Origin of the sequence: Bordetella genomosp. 11 (assembly GCF_002261215.1) — a bacterium.
Lineage (GTDB): Bacteria > Pseudomonadota > Gammaproteobacteria > Burkholderiales > Burkholderiaceae_B > Bordetella_C.
This window is the reverse complement of sequence record NZ_NEVS01000004.1, coordinates 3,592,472-3,608,000: the sequence shown is the minus strand read 5'-3', so window position 1 is coordinate 3,608,000 and position 15,529 is coordinate 3,592,472. Positions and strand designations below refer to the sequence as shown.

The following is a 15,529-nucleotide window of genomic DNA, read 5'->3' as shown; positions in this document are numbered from 1 at the left end:
AGTGCATCGGGTATATGAGGAGGATGGTAGAGAGGCGTATGGCGCGGCGCAAGATCGCGGCGGGTATTAGATAACTATGAGGTAGTGCTAAGGATGAGGCGTCGCGGGCGGCCGTGCGCTTTTGGCGTGCCGCCTTTTCAAATGGAAGCGCGCCGCGAAAAATAGCGGGATGGGTACAGCGTGGCGATACGTCGGCGATCGCCGGGAGGAACCGACATGGCAGAGCTGTTGATCAACCACGTGCAGGACAGCACCTCCGACGAGGACGTCCGCGGGTTCCTGATGAAGTACGGTTTCCCGTCCTACGACCGTATCCAGCGCATCCCGGGAGACGGGTCGCGTCCCGCCGTGCTGCTGACGTTCGACGACCTCAGCGTGGCCGCGCTGCGCAAGCTGGTGCCCCGCATACACGAGATGTACTGGAATAACCACACCATTACCGCGCTGGCGCTGAACGAACCGCCGCGGGTATAGCGGCCTGGCGGACCTGTCCACCGCCCGCCGCGAGGGGCCATCGTCCCGCTTGCGGGAAGCGTGCGGGCGGGCCGTGCCGGCCCGCAGCGTTCAGGCATCGCCGCCCGCGGCGTCCCTGTCCAGGTACCACAGCAGTTCCCCTTGGGGCCGGACGCGGCCGGAGGGGACGTCGGGATCGTGCGCGCGGGCCCGGCTGACCGCGGACCTTTTCTTGTCGCCCGCGGCCAGGAAGACGACCGCGGCGGCGCTGTCCAGCGCCGGGAAGGTCAGCGATATGCGCGGCTCGTCCTTGACGCCCACCACCGCCACCGTCCAGTCCCGGGTTTCGTCGACCTGCGGCGCGCCGGGGAATAAGGATGCCGTGTGGCCGTCATCGCCTATGCCGAGCAGATTGACGTCGAAGAGGGGGCGGCCGGGCTCCAGCCGCGCGGACCCATAGTATTCGCGCAACAGGTCCGCATAGCGCTTGGCCGCCGATTCCGGCGTGCCGTCCGTGGGCACCGGATGCACGTTTTCCGCGGGAATCGGGATGCTGTCGATCATTGCCTGCCGCGTCATGCCGTAGTTGCTGCGCGGATCGTCATAAGGCACGAAGCGCTCGTCGCCCCAGAACAGATGCACGCGCGACCAGTCGATGCGTCGCGCGCGTTCCGGTTCGGCCAACAGGGCATAAAGCGGGCGGGGCGTGCTGCCGCCGGACAGCGCCAGGGCGAAACGCCCCTCGCAGGCGGCGATGCGCGCCGTCAGCCAGTCGGCCAGATGCTCGACCAGGCTGTTCGCGTTCTCGAAAATGCAGGCTTGTTCCTTGTTCATCGATACCTCCTTGGCGCCGCGCGCCTGCCCCGCGCGGGGCGTACCGGGCTAAATGCCCGGCAGAATGAAGCGCTGCACGGCGGCGGCCAGGCCGTCGTCCGCGTTGCTGGCGGTGGTCACCGTCGCCTGTGCCCGCACCTGTGCCGAGGCCTGCCCCATGGCGATGGAAAAACCGGCCCGCTCGAACATCGGCACGTCGTTATCGCCGTCGCCGATCACGGCCGTAGCGGTCAGCGGGATCCCCAGGTGGCGCGCCAGGGCTTCCACGGCATCGCCCTTGTTGGCGCGCGCGTGGTTGACGTCCAGGTAGTAGACCTGCGACCGCGATGCGCGCGCATCGGGCGCGATGCGCGGATTGAGCGTTTCCTCCAGGCGGACCAGGCCGGCGGCGTCCGCGCTGGCCGCGACGATCTTGCCGATGCGGTCGAGGTAGGGTTCGAAGCTGTCCACCTGCGTGCCGTCGAAGCCCAGCGTATGCCGCTCCAGCGGCACATACGGGCCGTGCGGATCGCGCAGCAGCCATTGGTCGTCGGCGAATACCCAGGTTTCCACCGGCGCGCCGCTGAAAAGATCCAGGGCGACGCGCGCGTTGGAGGCGGTCAGGGGATGCGATTCGATCACCCGTCCGGAGGGATCGACGATGGCGCCGCCGTTGAAGGCCGCGGTCGGGGTGGTCAGCCCGAGCATGCGGACCAGCGTCTGCATGCCTCGCGGCGGCCGGCTGCTGACCAGCGTGAATGCCACGCCCGCGTCGCGCAGGCCCTGGATGGCGGCCAGGGTGGCCGCGCTGATCTGCTTGTCCGGGCGCACCAGCGTGCCGTCGACGTCCGACACCAGCAGGCGGATGGGGGCCGCCGGCGCGGCGCCGCCTATTTCAGGCCGTGCCATGCGCGTCCGTCCCGCCGCAGCAGTTCGTCCGCGGCTTCGGGACCGTCCGAGCCGGCCGCGTACAGGTGCACGTCCGTGCAGCCCTGCCATGCGTCCAGGAAAGGCTGCACCGCGCGCCAGCCGTTCTCGATATTGTCCGCCCGCTGGAACAGCGTCTGGTCGCCGATCATGCAGTCGTAGAGCAGGGTTTCGTAGCCGGTGGACGGCTGCATCTTGAAGAAATCGGAGTACGCGAAGCCCATCTGGATGTTGTCGATTTCCAGCGTGGTGCCCGGCTTCTTGGCCTGGAAATCGAACCACATGCCTTCGTCGGGCTGGATCTGGATGATCAGGTAATTGGGCCGCATGCGATGCACGTGCGTATCGCGGAAGGGGGACATCGGCGCGGGCTTGAAGCAGATGGCGATCTGCGTATTGCGCACGCCCAGGCGCTTGCCGGTACGCAGGTAGAAGGGCACGCCGGCCCAGCGCCAGTTGTCCACCCACAGCTTGAGCGCGGCGTAGGTCTCCGTGCAGCTGTCCGGCGCCACGCGGTTTTCCTCGCGGTAGCCCGGCACCCGCACGCCATTGATCTCGCCGGTGGCATACTGGCCGCGCACCGAATTGCGGCGCGCCTCGTCGGCGGTCTGCGGGCGGATCGCCGCGACTACCTTCGCCTTTTCGCTGCGCACCTCATCGGCACCGAAGGTGGTCGGCGGCTCCATGGCCACCATGGCCAGCAACTGGAACAGGTGGTTGGGCACCATGTCGCGCAGTGCCCCGGTGTGTTCGTAGAAATTGCCGCGTTGCTCGACGCCGACGGTTTCGGCGGCGGTGATCTGCACGTGGTCGACGTAGTGGTTGTTCCAGAACGATTCGAACAGCCCGTTGGAGAAGCGGCTGACCAGGATGTTCTGCACCGTCTCCTTGCCCAGGTAATGGTCGATGCGATAGACCTGGCGCTCGTTCATCACCGCCAGGATGCCGGCGTTCAGGTCCTGCGCGGTTTTCAGGTCCGAGCCAAAAGGCTTTTCCACAACGACGCGGCGGAACTGGTCGTCGCCTTCGCGCAGCAGGCCGGCATGCGCCAGGCGGGTGATCACCTCGCAGAAGAAGCGCGGCGCCGTGGCCAGGTAGAACACGGCATTGCGCGTGCCGGAAGCCTCGATGCGCTGGGCGATAGCCTGGTAGGTGGCGTCGTCCAGGAAGTCGCCTTCCAGGTAGCTGATGCGCTGGGCCAGGCGGTCCCACAGGTTCTGGTCCAGCGCGGGCTCGCTGCCTTCGGCGCTGCCCCGCTTGGCGGACATTTCCTGCATGAAGTCGGCAAGCTTGCCGCGGTATTCGTCGTCGCTGACCTTGTTGTGGTCCACGCCGATGATGCGCAAGGCGTCGCCGACGAGTCCGTCGCGCGTCAGGTTGTAGAGGGAAGGCACCAGCAGGCGCTTGACCAGGTCGCCATGCGCGCCGAACAGGAAGAGGTTGGCCGGCGGCGCCACCTGCGAGCGCGAGGCGCGGCTGGTCGATTGCGCGGCGGCCATCACTTTTTCTCCTCGACGTGCCCGCCGAAACCGAAGCGCATCGCCGACAGCATCTTGTCGCCGAAGGTGGCGTCCTGGCGCGAGCGGAAGCGGGCGAACAGGGCGCTGGCCAGCACGGGCGCAGGCACCGCCTGTTCCACCGCCGCGTCTATGGTCCAGCGCCCTTCGCCGCTGTCGGCGACGTCGCCGGAGAAGCCGGCCAGCTTGGGATCCTTGGCCAGCGCGATGGCGGTCAGGTCCAGCAGCCAGGAGGACACCACGCTGCCGCGGCGCCAGACTTCGGCGACGTCGGCGACCTCGATGTTCAGCCGCTGGTCCTCCGGCAATTGTTCCGAACCCTTGGTTTTCAGGATGTCGAAGCCCTCGGCATAGGCCTGCATGATGCCGTACTCGATGCCGTTATGGACCATCTTCACGAAATGGCCGGAGCCCGCGGGACCGGCGTGGATGTAGCCCTGTTCGGCGCGCGGGTCGCGGCCTTCGCGGCCGGGCGTGCGCGGGATGTCGCCCAGCCCCGGGGCCAGGCAGGAGAAGATGGGGTCCAGGTGCTTCACGACCCCGTCTTCGCCGCCGATCATCATGCAGTAGCCACGTTCCAGGCCCCAGATGCCGCCGGACGTGCCCACGTCCACGTATTCGATCTTGCGGGCGGCCAGCGCCTTGGCACGGCGGATGTCGTCCTTGTACATGGTGTTGCCGCCGTCGATGATGATGTCGCCCGGCTCCATCAGCCCGGCCAGCGTATCGATCATGTGTTCGGTGACCGCGCCCGCCGGCAGCATGACCCAGACGGCGCGCGGCTTGGCCAGCTTGGCGATCAGGGCCTCGACGTTGTCCACGCCGGTCGCGCCTTCCGACTGCAGCTCCTTCACCTTGTCCAGGCTGCGGTTGTACACGATGACTTCGTGCTTGTTGCGCATCAGGCGGCGCGCGATGTTGGCGCCCATGCGCCCAAGTCCAATCAATCCGAGTTGCATAGGGTTCTCCGATTAGTTCGTCACTTGCTTGACGGCTTTGACCAGGCGCGCAAGGCCGCTTTCGACATCGCCGCCGCGGATGTGCACGCGCAGGTAGCGGCGGCCGCGTTCGGCCAGTACCTGCAGGTCGCCCAGCGCCTGGGCGGCCTGCACGGTGCCGAAGCTGATCTTGCGCCCCGGCACGGACAAGTCGCGCGCCGGGTCGGCGGTGATCTGCAGGAATACCCCGCTGTTCGGGCCGCCCTTGTAGGCTTGTCCCGTGGAATGCAGGAAGCGCGGCCCGAAGCCGCCCACGGTGGCGACCTTGTAGCGGTCGCGCATCGCCACGCGCAGGCTGGCGATCTGCCGTTCGTGCGCGGCGTTGCGGGCGACATAGGCCAGCACGGCGGCGTAGTCGCCCTTGCCCAGCCGCGCCAGATGCGCGCGCAGCACGCTCTCCGCCGAGCCATCGGTGGCCAGCGAGGCATCGCCGTAGAAGGCCAGTTCGCCATCCTCGGCGATCGGCGTTTCGGGCGGCAGCTTGCCGGTTTTCTCGTAGGCGTCCGTCAGGGCGCGCGTCTTGATCTTGCTGGCTTCAACGTCGGGCTGGTCGAAGGGGTCGATGCCGATCACCGCGCCCGCCACGGCGGTGGCGATCTCCCAGCGGAAGAACTCCTGGCCGATGGCGGCGCGGCGCGGCAGCGTGATGCGGATCACCGGGTGGCCGGCGGCCGCCAGGGCCTGCACCTTGGCATCGAGGTGCGCGGTGTCGTCCTCGGCGCAGCGCAGGTAGGCGAACACGCGGTCCTGCCCGTAGACGTCCGGCGTGGCGATGGGTTCGAGATCCACCGGGACGATGCCCTTGCCATGCTTGCCGGTGGATTCGGCCAGCAGCTGTTCCAGCCAGGAGCCGATGCTGGCCACGGCGGGGGAGGCAAAGACGGTCAGCTTATCGCGGCCCGCCCGCGCGGCTTCGCCCAGGATGGCGCCCAGGCGCACGCCGGGATTGACCGACGGCGGCGACGACGGCCCGCAGGCGCGCACCATGGGCTGGGTGATGTCGAAGAAGTGCGCGACGTTGTGGCCCATGACGCCCAAGGGCACCATGCCGAATACCGATAGCACCGAGTAGCGGCCGCCGATGGTCGGATCGCCATGGAAGATCGCGCGATAGCCGGCCTGCTTCGCGGCGGCTTCCAGCTTGGATCCCGGGTCGGTGATCGCGATGAAATGCTTGCCGGCGTTTTCCTGGCCCACCGCCGCCACGGTGGCGGCATGGAAGTGCGCGTTCAGGATCTCGGGCTCCAGCGTCGAGCCGGATTTGCTGGAGACGATGAAAAGGGTGCGGGCGATATCGATGCCGCGTTCCACGGCGCCGATTTCTTCCGGGTTGGTGGAATCCAGCGCATGCAGCGCCAGGCCCTGGCCCGATTCGCCCAGGGTGTGCGCCAGCACTTCGGGACCCAGGCTGGAACCGCCCATGCCCAGGAGCACGGCGTGGGTATAGCGTTCCTCTTGCACGTCGCGCGCCAGCGCGGCGATGGCGCCGGCATCGGCTTGCTTGCCCTGGCCGGCGGCCAGCCAGCCAAGCCAGCGGTCTTCCTGCTGCCCGGTCCACATGGAGGCGTCGTGCTGCCACAGGCGGCGCGCCCAGCCGTCCACACGCGCCCGGTCCAGGCATTTGTCCACGGCGTCGGCCAGCGCCTTGGGCAGTTCATACGCGACGCCGTTGATCTGCTCGCCCAGGTAGGTCAGGCGTTTGGCGGCCACCGCGCCCAGCAGCGCATCGAATGCGTCGGAGAACTGGCGCGTGCCGTCTTCCACGAGTTCGCGGGTCACCCCGTCCAGGTCCAGTCCCAGCGCCTTCGCTTCGTCCAGCTGGCGGCGCGCGGTGTCGACGTCGCGGGTCAGCGCCTGTTCCACGGTGCCGCTCTGGCGGAACGCGTCCATGGTGCCGGTGGGCATGGTGTTGACGGTGTCCGGTCCGATCAGTTCGTCGACATACAGCGTGGCGGGGTAGTCGGGGTTCTTGGTGCCGGTGGACGCCCACAGCAGGCGCTGCGGATGGGCGCCTTTCTGCGCCAGGGCCTTCCAGCGGTCCTGGCCGATCAGTTCCAGATAGTCCTGGTAGGCCAGTTTGGCGTTGGCGATGGCGATCCTGCCCTTGAGCGCCTTCAGCCGCGCGCTGTCGGCGCCGGGTTGTTTCAACGCGTCGTCGATTTTCTTGTCGATGCGGCTATCGATGCGGCTGACGAAAAAGCTGGCCACGCTGGCCAGCCTGTCCACCGGTTTGCCGGCCTTGGCGCGCGCCTCCAGGCCTTCGATATAGGCCTGCGCGACCGCGCGGTAGGCGTCACGGGAGAACAATAGCGTGACGTTGACGTTGATGCCTTCTTCGATCAATTGGCGGATCGCCGGCACGCCGGGCGGCGTGCCCGGCACTTTGATCATCAGGTTGGGCCGGTCCACCGCGCGCCACAGGCGACGCGCTTCGGCCAGCGTGCCTTCGGTATCGTAGGCCAGGTAGGGGGACACCTCCAGGCTGACATAGCCATCCTTGCCGTGGAGCCGGTCGTAGACCGGACGCAGCGCGTCGGCGGCGGTCTGGATGTCGCGCACCGCCAGTTGCTCGTAGACATCGCCCGGCTCGGCATCGCTCTGGTACAGGATGGCATGGAGTTGTTCGTCGTAGGCCTCGCCATGCCCCATCGCCTTTTCGAATATGGAGGGGTTCGACGTCACGCCTGTCAGGCTGTCCTCGCGCACCAGCTTGTCCAGGCCGCCCTGCGCCAGGAAATCGCGGCTCAGGAAATCCAGCCAGATGGCCTGTCCGGCCTGCGCCAGCCGGACCAGCGGGTTGTTCGTCGGTTGGTTCATTGCGTACTCCTTTTGTCTAGCGCCTGTTCGCGCGCGGCGAGAACCACATTGTCCACCGTGAAGCCGAATTTCGCTTGCAGCCTGGCGATGGGGGCGGAAGCGCCGAAGGTGCGCATGACGATGGTCGCGCCCGTGGTTCCGACATAGCGGTCCCAGCCCATGTAGCCGGCCTGCTCGACCGCCACCCGCCCGGTCACGTCGGGCGGCAGCACGCTGTCGCGATAGGCCTGGTCCTGTTCCTCGAAGAGATCCCAGCTGGGCATGGAAACGACGCGCGCCGCGATCCCGTCGGCCCGCAGGCGATCGTATGCCTGCAGGCACAGCGAGACTTCGCTGCCGGTCGCCATCAGGATCACTTGCGGCCGTTCCGGCGCGCAGTCCGCCAGCACGTAGGCGCCGCGCGCGAGGTTCGAGGCCGGCGCGTACCTGGTGCGGTCCAGCGTCGGCAGCGGCTGGCGCGACAGCACGAGGGCGCTGGGGCGGTTCGTCTGCGTCAACGCCACTTTCCATGCTTCGACGGTTTCGTTGGCGTCGCATGGACGCAGCACGCGCATGCCCGGGATGCCGCGCAGCTGCGCCAGCTGTTCCACAGGCTGGTGCGTCGGTCCGTCCTCGCCCAGCCCGATGGAATCGTGGGTAAAGACGAATATCACCGGCAATTCCATCAGCGCGGCCAGCCGGATCGGCGGCTTCATGTAATCGCTGAAGATCAGGAAGGTGGCGGTATACGGGCGCACGTGCGAGAGCGCCATGCCGTTGGCGATGGCGCCCATCGCGTGCTCGCGCACGCCGAAATGCATATTGCGGCCGCCATAGCTGCCTTGCTGGAAGCTGCCCGCGCCTTCGAATGTCAGGTTGGTCTTGGTGGAGGGCGCCAGATCGGCGGCGCCGCCCATCAGCAGGGGGATGTGCCTGGCGAAGGCGTTCAGGGCCTTGCCGCCGGATTCTCGCGTGGCCATGCCCTTGGCATCCGGCGGGAAAACCGGGGCCTCGCTGTCCCAGCCGTCCGGCAGCTGGCCCTGCCGCATGCGTTGCAGTTCCTCATGCAGCGCCGGCGCTTTCGTCTGCAGCGTTTGCATTGCCGCGCACCATTGCGTGTAGGCGGGGGCGGCGCGGGCGGCCAGGGCGTCGCGCAGGCGGTCGCGCACTTCGTCCGGGACCAGGAAATGCGCGTCTTCCGGCCAGCCGTATGCCTTCTTGGTCAGACGGACTTCCTCTTCGCCCAAGGCTTCGCCGTGGGCCGCCGCGGTGTTGTGCTTGTTCGGCGAACCGAAACCGATCACGCTATCGACCACGATCAGCGTGGGGCGGTCGGTGGTGGCCTGGAACTGGCGCAGCGCCGCCGCCAGCGCCATGCGGTCGTTGGCGTCGGTGACGTGCAAGGTGTTCCAGCCATAGGCGGCGAAGCGCGCCGCGACGTTTTCCGTGAAGGCCAGTTCGGTATGGCCCTCGATGCTGATGGTGTTGTTGTCGTAGATCCAGCACAGATTGGACAAGCCCAGGTGGCCCGCCAGCGAGGCGGCTTCGCCAGAGACCCCTTCCATCATGTCGCCGTCGCCGCAGATGACGTAGACGTTGTAGTCGAATACATCCGCGCCATGGCCGTTGAAGCGCTCGGCCAGGTGGCGCTGGGCGATGGCCATGCCGACGCTATTGGCGCAGCCCTGGCCCAGCGGGCCGGTGGTGGTCTCGACCCCGGTGGTCAGGCGGTATTCCGGGTGGCCGGGCGTCTTGGAATCGAGCTGGCGGAACTGCTTGATATCTTCCAGGCTGACGGCCGGCTTGCCGCTGGGCTTGCCGTCGGCATCGATTTCGACGACGCCGGACAGGTGCAGCAGCCCGTACAGCAGCATGGATGCATGTCCGGCCGACAGCACGAAGCGGTCGCGGTTGGGCCAATCGGGATGCGCGGGGTCGTAGCGCAGGAAATCGTGCCAGAGGGTATAGGCCACCGGCGCCAGCGCCATGGGCGTACCGGGGTGGCCGGAGTTGGCTTTCTGTACGGCGTCCATGGCCAGCGTGCGCAGCGTGTCGATGCACAGCAGGTCCAGTCGTTCGTCGTTGCGCACGGGATCGGGGGACGGTGGGGTATTCATGTGGCCTCTCTTGCGGGAAACGCGGACAAACCGGCTTCGGAAGCAATCGTCATGCCCATATGGCCGCCGGGGGGCCATGGGGCGTCGTGAGGGCGGCGGTCCGGCGCGCGGGCTGCCGCGCCGGCCGTTCAGGGGCCGTTCATGATGGGCGCGCCTTGCGCCACAGCGCGGCGCCGCCTTCCAGGCCGGCGTCGTTGGATCCGATCTTGATATGGCGATCGGCGGTCAGGTCCAGGCGCGCGGAATTGCCGCCGCCGATATAGATGCGGTCCGGCATGAACAGCGTATCGATCAATTCGAGTGCCCGATGCACGCGCCGGTTCCATCTCTTTTTGCCGATGGTTTTACGCTCGGCTTCGCCCAGATATTCATCGTAGGTCTTGTCCTTGCGGATCGGGTGGTGGGCCAGCTCCATGTGCGGCATGAGCTCGCCGTCGCGGAACAGCGCGGTTCCCACGCCCGTCCCGAGGGTGATGACGAATTCCAGTCCGCGTCCGCTGACCAGGCCCAGGCCCTGCATGTCGGCGTCGTTCAACAGATGGGCCGGCTTGTTGCCGAAGGCGCGCGAGATCGCCTGGCGCAGCGGGAAGCCGGCCCACAGGCTGGTATCCAGGTTGGGTGCCGTCAGAACCTTGCCTTCGCGCACGACGCCCGGAAACCCGATAGAGATGCGATCGAAGTCGGGCAGCCCGGCCACCATGTGCTTGAGGTTTTCCAGCAGCACCTTGGGCGGGCAGGGGTGGGGAGTGGGAACCCGCACGCGGTCGGCCAGCATCTGGCCTTTTTCGTTGATGACGGCGGCCTTCAGGCCGGTGCCGCCGATGTCGATGGCCAGTATGCCGGGCTTCATGCGTCAGGGGCTCCTTGGGCGATGACGCCGCGCGGCAAATCCGCGCGGCGTCGCTCTACGGTACACCAAGAGTTTGACGGATGGTATCGGCCGCGGGGGGCCGCCCGGTGTCAAGGGTTATTTCAAGATGGCGACGCCGTCGGCCGCGCGTACGCCGCGGCCTTCCTCCTGGACGAAGAGCGGGTTGATTTCCGCTTCCACCAGGCGTTCGCCCAACTGCACCGCCATCGACGCGAAGTTCAATACCGCGTCCTCCAGCGCCTTGACGTCGGCCTTGGGGCGGCCGCGATAGCCGTCCAGCAGGGGCCAGGCCTTCAGGGACCGCAGCATGTCGCGCACGGTGGCCCGATCCACGGGTAGCAGGCGCAGCGCCGTGTCCTGGAACAATTCGGCGGTGACCCCGCCCAATCCCACCAGCAGGGTCGGGCCGAGTTGCGGGTCGCGATGCACCCCGACGATCATCTCCACGCCCGAGGCCATTTCCTGCAGCAGATAGCCTTCGGGCTCGATACCGGTCCGTTCGCGCACGCGCGCCGCCATGGCCTCGATCGCCTCGCCGATCGCCGCGGGCGCCACACCCACGGCGACGCCGCCCGCCTCGGTCTTGTGGGTAATGCGGCTGGACAGCACCTTGAGCACCACGGGACGGTCGAATGTCGTGGCCTCGCGCCGCCCCTGCGCGGCGTCGCTCACCGTCCGTTCGCCGACCGACGGGATGCCGTAGCGCGCGAACAAGGCGCGCGCCTGGGCTTCGTTCAGCGAACCCGCGGGCAGGTCGGCCGGGGCCGCGGCGGGCTGCGCGCCGCCCGCCGCGGCGTCCGTGCCGGCATCGTCCGCGGTCGCGGTTTCGCGCGCCGTGCGGGCCAGCATGGCGGACAGCACCGCGGCGAAGCTTTCGGGCGCCGTGAACGCGGGCGCGCCGGCCCGGTTGACGTTGGCGAGCACCGTCGGGGCGTGGGGGCTGACGTAGGCCAGCACCGGCTTGTCGCTCTGGCCCAGCGAGGCGGCAATGGCACCGGCCGCCAGCGTGGGTTGCGCCAGCGCGGACGAACCGACCACGGTAATGACCGCGTCGTAGTCGGTGCTGTCCAGCAGCGTGGCGATGGTGTTGCGCAGCAGTTCCGGTTGCAGGCCGGCCAGGGTGACGTCGATGGGATTGCGGTCCAGCACGATCTGGTCGTTCTTCTGCAGATCGCGCAGCCGGGCGGCCGTTTCCGGCCCCGGCGGCGGCGTGTCGAACCCGGCCACGCCCAGGCTGTCGGCGACCAGCGTGCCGGCGCCGCCGGTCGACGTCAGGATGGCGATGCGCTTGCCGCGCAGGCGGCGGCGCGTGGCCAGCGCGGCGGGAATATCCAGCAGATCGGCGAAGGTCTGCGCGCGGATGGCCCCCACCTGGTTGAACAGGGCGTCGTAGACGCGGTCTTCGCCGGCCAGCGCGCCGGTGTGCGATGCCGCCGACCGCGCGCCGGATTCGGAACGGCCGACCTTGTAGACCACCACGGGCTTGCCCGCGCGCGCGGCCTTGAGCGCGGCGCGGCGGAATTTTTCCGGGTTGCGCAGGCCTTCCATGTACAACGCGATGACCTGGGTGGCGGCATCGTCGGCCAGGTGGTCGACGAAGTCGGCGGCTTCCAGGTCCACTTCGTTGCCGGTGGATACGAGTTTGGAGAAACCGAGGCCTGCCGCGGCGGCGCGCGACAGCAGCGAGCCCAGGATTCCGCCGCTCTGCGATACCACGGCGATGCCGCCGCCCTGCAGCGATTCCATCTCCAGGGCGCCGCTGGCGCACAGCATGATGCGGTCGGTCAGGTTGACCAGGCCAATGGTATTGGGGCCGAGCAGCCGCATGCCGCCGGCGGCTTCCTTCAGCGCCTGCTGGCGCCGCGCGCCGCTTTCGCCGGTTTCGCCGAAGCCGCTGGCCAGCACGATGGCGGCCGGCGTGCCGCGGCGGGACAGCGCGGCCACGGCATCGATGGCGCGGTCGGGGGCGACCAGCACCAGGCCGACATCGGGCACGCCCGGCAGGCTGTCGATGTCCGGATAGCAGGTCAGGCCGCCGACCTGGTCGGCGCGCGGGTTGACGGGGTAGATGGTGCCGGCGTAGCCGTGCTTTTGCAGATAGGCCACGGGCCGGCCGGCGGTCTTGCTGGCGTCCGCCGAGGCGCCGATCACGGCGATGCTGCGGGGATGAAGCAGGGTATCGATCGCGCGCATGGCTCAGCCCTTCTTTGCCGATTTGTCCAGGAAGGCCTGGACCGAGGCCTGGTGTTGTTCCGTGGTGTAGCAGATGGCCTGCGCCTGGCTGCCCATCTGGAATACCTGTTCCGCTGTCAGCTCGAAGGTCTGGTTCAGGATGGTTTTGCTCAAGGCCAGCGCCGCGCCGGACCCCACGCCCAGCGCGCGGGCCCAGTCGCAGGCCTGGCGCAGCAGCTCGCCGGCGGGCGCCACGCGATCGGCCATGCCGAGCGTGTGCGCTTCTTCCGCCGATACGGTGCGCCCGGTGTAGATCAATTCCTTGGCGCGCTGCAGGCCGACGCGACGCGGCAGGAAGTACATGCCGCCGCCGTCCGGAATCAGGCCGCGCAGGATGTAGGTCATGGCAAAGGTCGCCGTGTCGGCGGCCATCACGAAATCGCAGCACAGGGCCAGGTCGCAGCCCAGCCCGGTCGCGGGGCCGTTGACCGCCGCGATGGTGGGCTTGGTCAGGTTATGCAGGGCCGCCACGGCATGGTGGGTGCGCTGCTGGCGGCTCCAGCCGTTGAACGCCACCTGCCCGGCGGGGGCCGCCATGCGTTCGCGCATGCCGCGGATATCGCCGCCGGCGCAGAACGCCTTGCCGGCGCCCGTCAGCACCAGGGCACGGATGGCGCTGTCGCGGGTGACCTGGTCCAGCATGGCGATGAAGTCCTGGCGCATTTCATCGTCGATCGCATTGCGGACTTCGGGGCGGTTCAGCGTGATGACGGCCACGCCGTCGTCGATCTGCATCTGTAGGGTGGGATTCTGCATCATGTCTCTGGTGGCGGGCCTGGGCCCGCGTTGGGTTGGGTTGCGGCGGCCGGCCGCTGGGAATGTCCGCGGCCAGTCCGTCTACTGCTCGGCGATGCCGGCGTCCTTGATGATCTTGTCCCAGCGTTGGGCTTCGCCACGCACGAAGGTATCCAGCTGCTTCGGGTCGCCGACGTCGATCGCCAGGCCTTCCTCTTCCACGTTGCGGCGGAAGCCCGGGGCCTGCACGGCCACCTTCAGCGCGGCGTTCAGGCGCGCGATGACATCGGGCGGCGTGCCGGCGGGCGCGTACACGCCGTACCAGCTCTCCACCACATAGCCCGGCACGCCGGATTCGGCCACCGTCGGCCAGTCCGGGTGCGATGGCGAACGCTGGGCCGAGGTCACGGCCAGCGCGCGCAACTGGCCGGTCTTCACCAGCTGGGCGACGCTGGACACCGTCGAGAACATCGTATCGATCTGGCCGCCCATCAGATCGGTCAGCGCGGGGCCGGAGCCGCGATAGGGCACGTGCACCATGTTGACGTGCGCCAGGCTCTTGAACATCTCGCCGGCCAGATGGGCCGATGTGCCGTTGCCATAGGAGCCGAAGGTCAGCTTGCCGGGATGCGAGCGGGCGTACGCCAGCAATTCCTGGACGGTCTTGAAGGGGGCTTTCGGCGATACCACCAGTACGTTCGGCGACCGGCCGATCAGCGCCACGGGCGCGAAGGCATCGAACGTGGAGTAGGGCAGCTTTTTGTGCAGGGCCGGATTGACCGCGTGGGCGAAGGTCGCCAGCAGGATCGTATAGCCGTCGGGCTGCGCCTTGGCGACGGCCTCCGTGCCGATGATGGTGCTGCCGCCGCCGCGGTTTTCCACCACCACGGTCTGGCCCAGGTTCTGCGTCATCCCCTCGGCCAGCTGGCGGGCGACCAGGTCGGTGCCGCCGCCCGGCGGGAAGGGCACGATCAGGCGGATGGGTCGTTCGGGAAAGGCCGCGCGGGCGGCGGGCGATGCCAGTCCGCAAAGCGCCAGGCAGCAGGCGGCCAGCGCGGCAACGCGGCGCCGCGAAAAGGGCAGGGAAAAAATCATCGGTGTCTCCAGGAACGCGCCCGCGCGAATGGGTAAAGCAGCTCGGGGAAATGCGGCTGCGAGGCCGGGCACGATCGTCTTTGCGATGCGGCCAGTTTAGGTGACAATGTCGCGCCCGGTTTGCATTCATTTCCACCTGATGGAAATGCCGGAGGTTCCATGCCACCGTCCCGCCGTCCCTCTGCCGATCCCTCCGATCCCGTCAAACCCGTCGTCCGCCGCACGCCTGACGCCGCGCCGGCCAACCGCTCGCTGGAGCGCGGCATCGCCTTGCTGCGCGCGTTCCGGCCCGGCCTGGAGGTTCTCGGCAACGGCGAGCTGGCCGAGCGCACCGGCCTGTCGCGCGCCACCGTCAGCCGATTGACCCAGACGCTGGTACGCACCGGCTTCCTGCAGCACGAGCCGGCCCTGCGCGCCTATCGCCTGGGCGCGCCGGTGCTCAGTCTGGCGCACGCCATGCGCAGCGGGTCGCCGGTGTTGAAGGTCGCCGCGCCCTGGATGCGCGAACTCGCCCAGGCGCGCCGCATCAATGTCGGCATCGCGGTGGCCGATGGCGATGACATGGTCTACCTGGAATCGGTGCGCTACAGCCGGAAGGTGTCGTTGCGCAGTGTCGTGGCCGGCCAGCGCGTGCCCATCGAACTGACCTCGCTGGGCCGGGCCTACCTGGCGGCGCTGCCCGATGCGCGGCGCGAAGCCTGGATCGCCGCCATGAAACGCCGCCGCCCGGGGCAGGGCCGGGCGCTGGCCGAAGAAATCGATGCCGCGCGGGCCAGCGTGCGCGCGGCCGGCTACTGCGTCGCCGCCTGGCAACCGGCGGTGGTGGCGCTGTCGACGCCGCTGGTCCTGGCCAACGGCGCCATCTACGCCCTGAACGTCAGCGTGGCTACGGCCGAAACGCCGGAAACCGTGGCGGGTTCGCTCGCCGCGGACCTGCTTGACCTGAAGCGGCGCATCCTGGCCGCGCTGGGCTGA

12 protein-coding genes are annotated in these 15,529 nt (G+C 68.4%); 2 read left to right on the top strand and 10 right to left on the bottom strand.

All coding sequences use genetic code 11. From position 1 onward, the window contains the following. Positions 1-216 precede the first annotated feature (216 nt). Complete coding sequence (locus CAL28_RS23860; protein ID WP_094843639.1) at positions 217-474, top strand: RNA recognition motif domain-containing protein; 258 nt, start codon at positions 217-219, stop codon at positions 472-474. A 90-nt stretch (positions 475-564) separates the two neighbouring features. On the opposite strand, the gene pgl is transcribed toward CAL28_RS23860, so the two are convergent. The 10 genes from pgl to CAL28_RS23810 form a co-directional block, all read right to left on the bottom strand. After that, on the bottom strand, positions 565-1,287 hold the full coding sequence (pgl, locus tag CAL28_RS23855; protein WP_094843638.1) for a 6-phosphogluconolactonase: 723 nt from the start codon (positions 1,285-1,287) through the stop codon (positions 565-567). 48 nt (positions 1,288-1,335) lie between these two features. Next, positions 1,336-2,175 carry an HAD family hydrolase gene (locus CAL28_RS23850; protein WP_094843637.1) on the bottom strand — a complete coding sequence of 280 codons (840 nt, stop codon included), beginning with the start codon at positions 2,173-2,175 and terminating at the stop codon, positions 1,336-1,338. Beyond that, positions 2,157-3,692 carry a glucose-6-phosphate dehydrogenase gene (gene zwf / locus CAL28_RS23845; protein ID WP_094843636.1) on the bottom strand — a complete coding sequence of 512 codons (1,536 nt, stop codon included), beginning with the start codon at positions 3,690-3,692 and terminating at the stop codon, positions 2,157-2,159. The genes CAL28_RS23850 and zwf overlap by 19 nt, the downstream gene beginning before the upstream one ends. After that, complete coding sequence (gnd, locus tag CAL28_RS23840; RefSeq protein WP_094843635.1) at positions 3,692-4,669, bottom strand: phosphogluconate dehydrogenase (NAD(+)-dependent, decarboxylating); 978 nt, start codon at positions 4,667-4,669, stop codon at positions 3,692-3,694. Before gnd ends, zwf begins: the two co-directional genes overlap by 1 nt. A gap of 12 nt (positions 4,670-4,681) precedes the next feature. Continuing rightward, positions 4,682-7,525 carry a bifunctional transaldolase/phosoglucose isomerase gene (locus CAL28_RS23835; RefSeq protein WP_094843634.1) on the bottom strand — a complete coding sequence of 948 codons (2,844 nt, stop codon included), beginning with the start codon at positions 7,523-7,525 and terminating at the stop codon, positions 4,682-4,684. Continuing rightward, positions 7,522-9,594 (bottom strand): transketolase, encoded by a 2,073-nt coding sequence (tkt, locus tag CAL28_RS23830; protein ID WP_217906630.1) that lies wholly within the window; start codon positions 9,592-9,594, stop codon positions 7,522-7,524. Before tkt ends, CAL28_RS23835 begins: the two co-directional genes overlap by 4 nt. Positions 9,595-9,760: 166 nt before the next feature. Further along, positions 9,761-10,471 (bottom strand): ROK family protein, encoded by a 711-nt coding sequence (locus tag CAL28_RS23825; protein WP_094843632.1) that lies wholly within the window; start codon positions 10,469-10,471, stop codon positions 9,761-9,763. Positions 10,472-10,588: 117 nt separating this feature from the next. Further along, positions 10,589-12,685: an acetate--CoA ligase family protein gene (locus tag CAL28_RS23820; RefSeq protein ID WP_094843631.1), complete on the bottom strand. Its 2,097-nt coding sequence runs from the start codon at positions 12,683-12,685 to the stop codon at positions 10,589-10,591. Between the two features lie 3 nt (positions 12,686-12,688). Then, entirely contained in the window at positions 12,689-13,480 is a 792-nt protein-coding gene (locus CAL28_RS23815) for an enoyl-CoA hydratase/isomerase family protein (protein ID WP_217906629.1), read from the bottom strand. Positions 13,481-13,561: 81 nt separating this feature from the next. After that, positions 13,562-14,554 carry a tripartite tricarboxylate transporter substrate binding protein gene (locus tag CAL28_RS23810; RefSeq protein WP_094843630.1) on the bottom strand — a complete coding sequence of 331 codons (993 nt, stop codon included), beginning with the start codon at positions 14,552-14,554 and terminating at the stop codon, positions 13,562-13,564. A gap of 159 nt (positions 14,555-14,713) precedes the next feature. Between CAL28_RS23810 and CAL28_RS23805 the strand changes: the two genes are divergently transcribed. Continuing rightward, positions 14,714-15,529: an IclR family transcriptional regulator gene (locus CAL28_RS23805; protein WP_094843629.1), complete on the top strand. Its 816-nt coding sequence runs from the start codon at positions 14,714-14,716 to the stop codon at positions 15,527-15,529.

Bases quoted from the DNA above. Each gene is read 5' to 3' on its own strand.
- CAL28_RS23860 (WP_094843639.1), top strand. From the start codon at position 217: ATGGCAGAGCTGTTGATCAACCACGTGCAGGACAGCACCTCCGACGAG.
- pgl (WP_094843638.1), bottom strand. From the start codon at position 1,287: ATGAACAAGGAACAAGCCTGCATTTTCGAGAACGCGAACAGCCTGGTC.
- CAL28_RS23850 (WP_094843637.1), bottom strand. From the start codon at position 2,175: ATGGCACGGCCTGAAATAGGCGGCGCCGCGCCGGCGGCCCCCATCCGC.
- zwf (WP_094843636.1), bottom strand. From the start codon at position 3,692: ATGGCCGCCGCGCAATCGACCAGCCGCGCCTCGCGCTCGCAGGTGGCG.
- gnd (WP_094843635.1), bottom strand. From the start codon at position 4,669: ATGCAACTCGGATTGATTGGACTTGGGCGCATGGGCGCCAACATCGCG.
- CAL28_RS23835 (WP_094843634.1), bottom strand. From the start codon at position 7,525: ATGAACCAACCGACGAACAACCCGCTGGTCCGGCTGGCGCAGGCCGGA.
- CAL28_RS23825 (WP_094843632.1), bottom strand. From the start codon at position 10,471: ATGAAGCCCGGCATACTGGCCATCGACATCGGCGGCACCGGCCTGAAG.
- CAL28_RS23820 (WP_094843631.1), bottom strand. From the start codon at position 12,685: ATGCGCGCGATCGATACCCTGCTTCATCCCCGCAGCATCGCCGTGATC.
- CAL28_RS23815 (WP_217906629.1), bottom strand. From the start codon at position 13,480: ATGCAGAATCCCACCCTACAGATGCAGATCGACGACGGCGTGGCCGTC.
- CAL28_RS23810 (WP_094843630.1), bottom strand. From the start codon at position 14,554: ATGATTTTTTCCCTGCCCTTTTCGCGGCGCCGCGTTGCCGCGCTGGCC.
- CAL28_RS23805 (WP_094843629.1), top strand. From the start codon at position 14,714: ATGCCACCGTCCCGCCGTCCCTCTGCCGATCCCTCCGATCCCGTCAAA.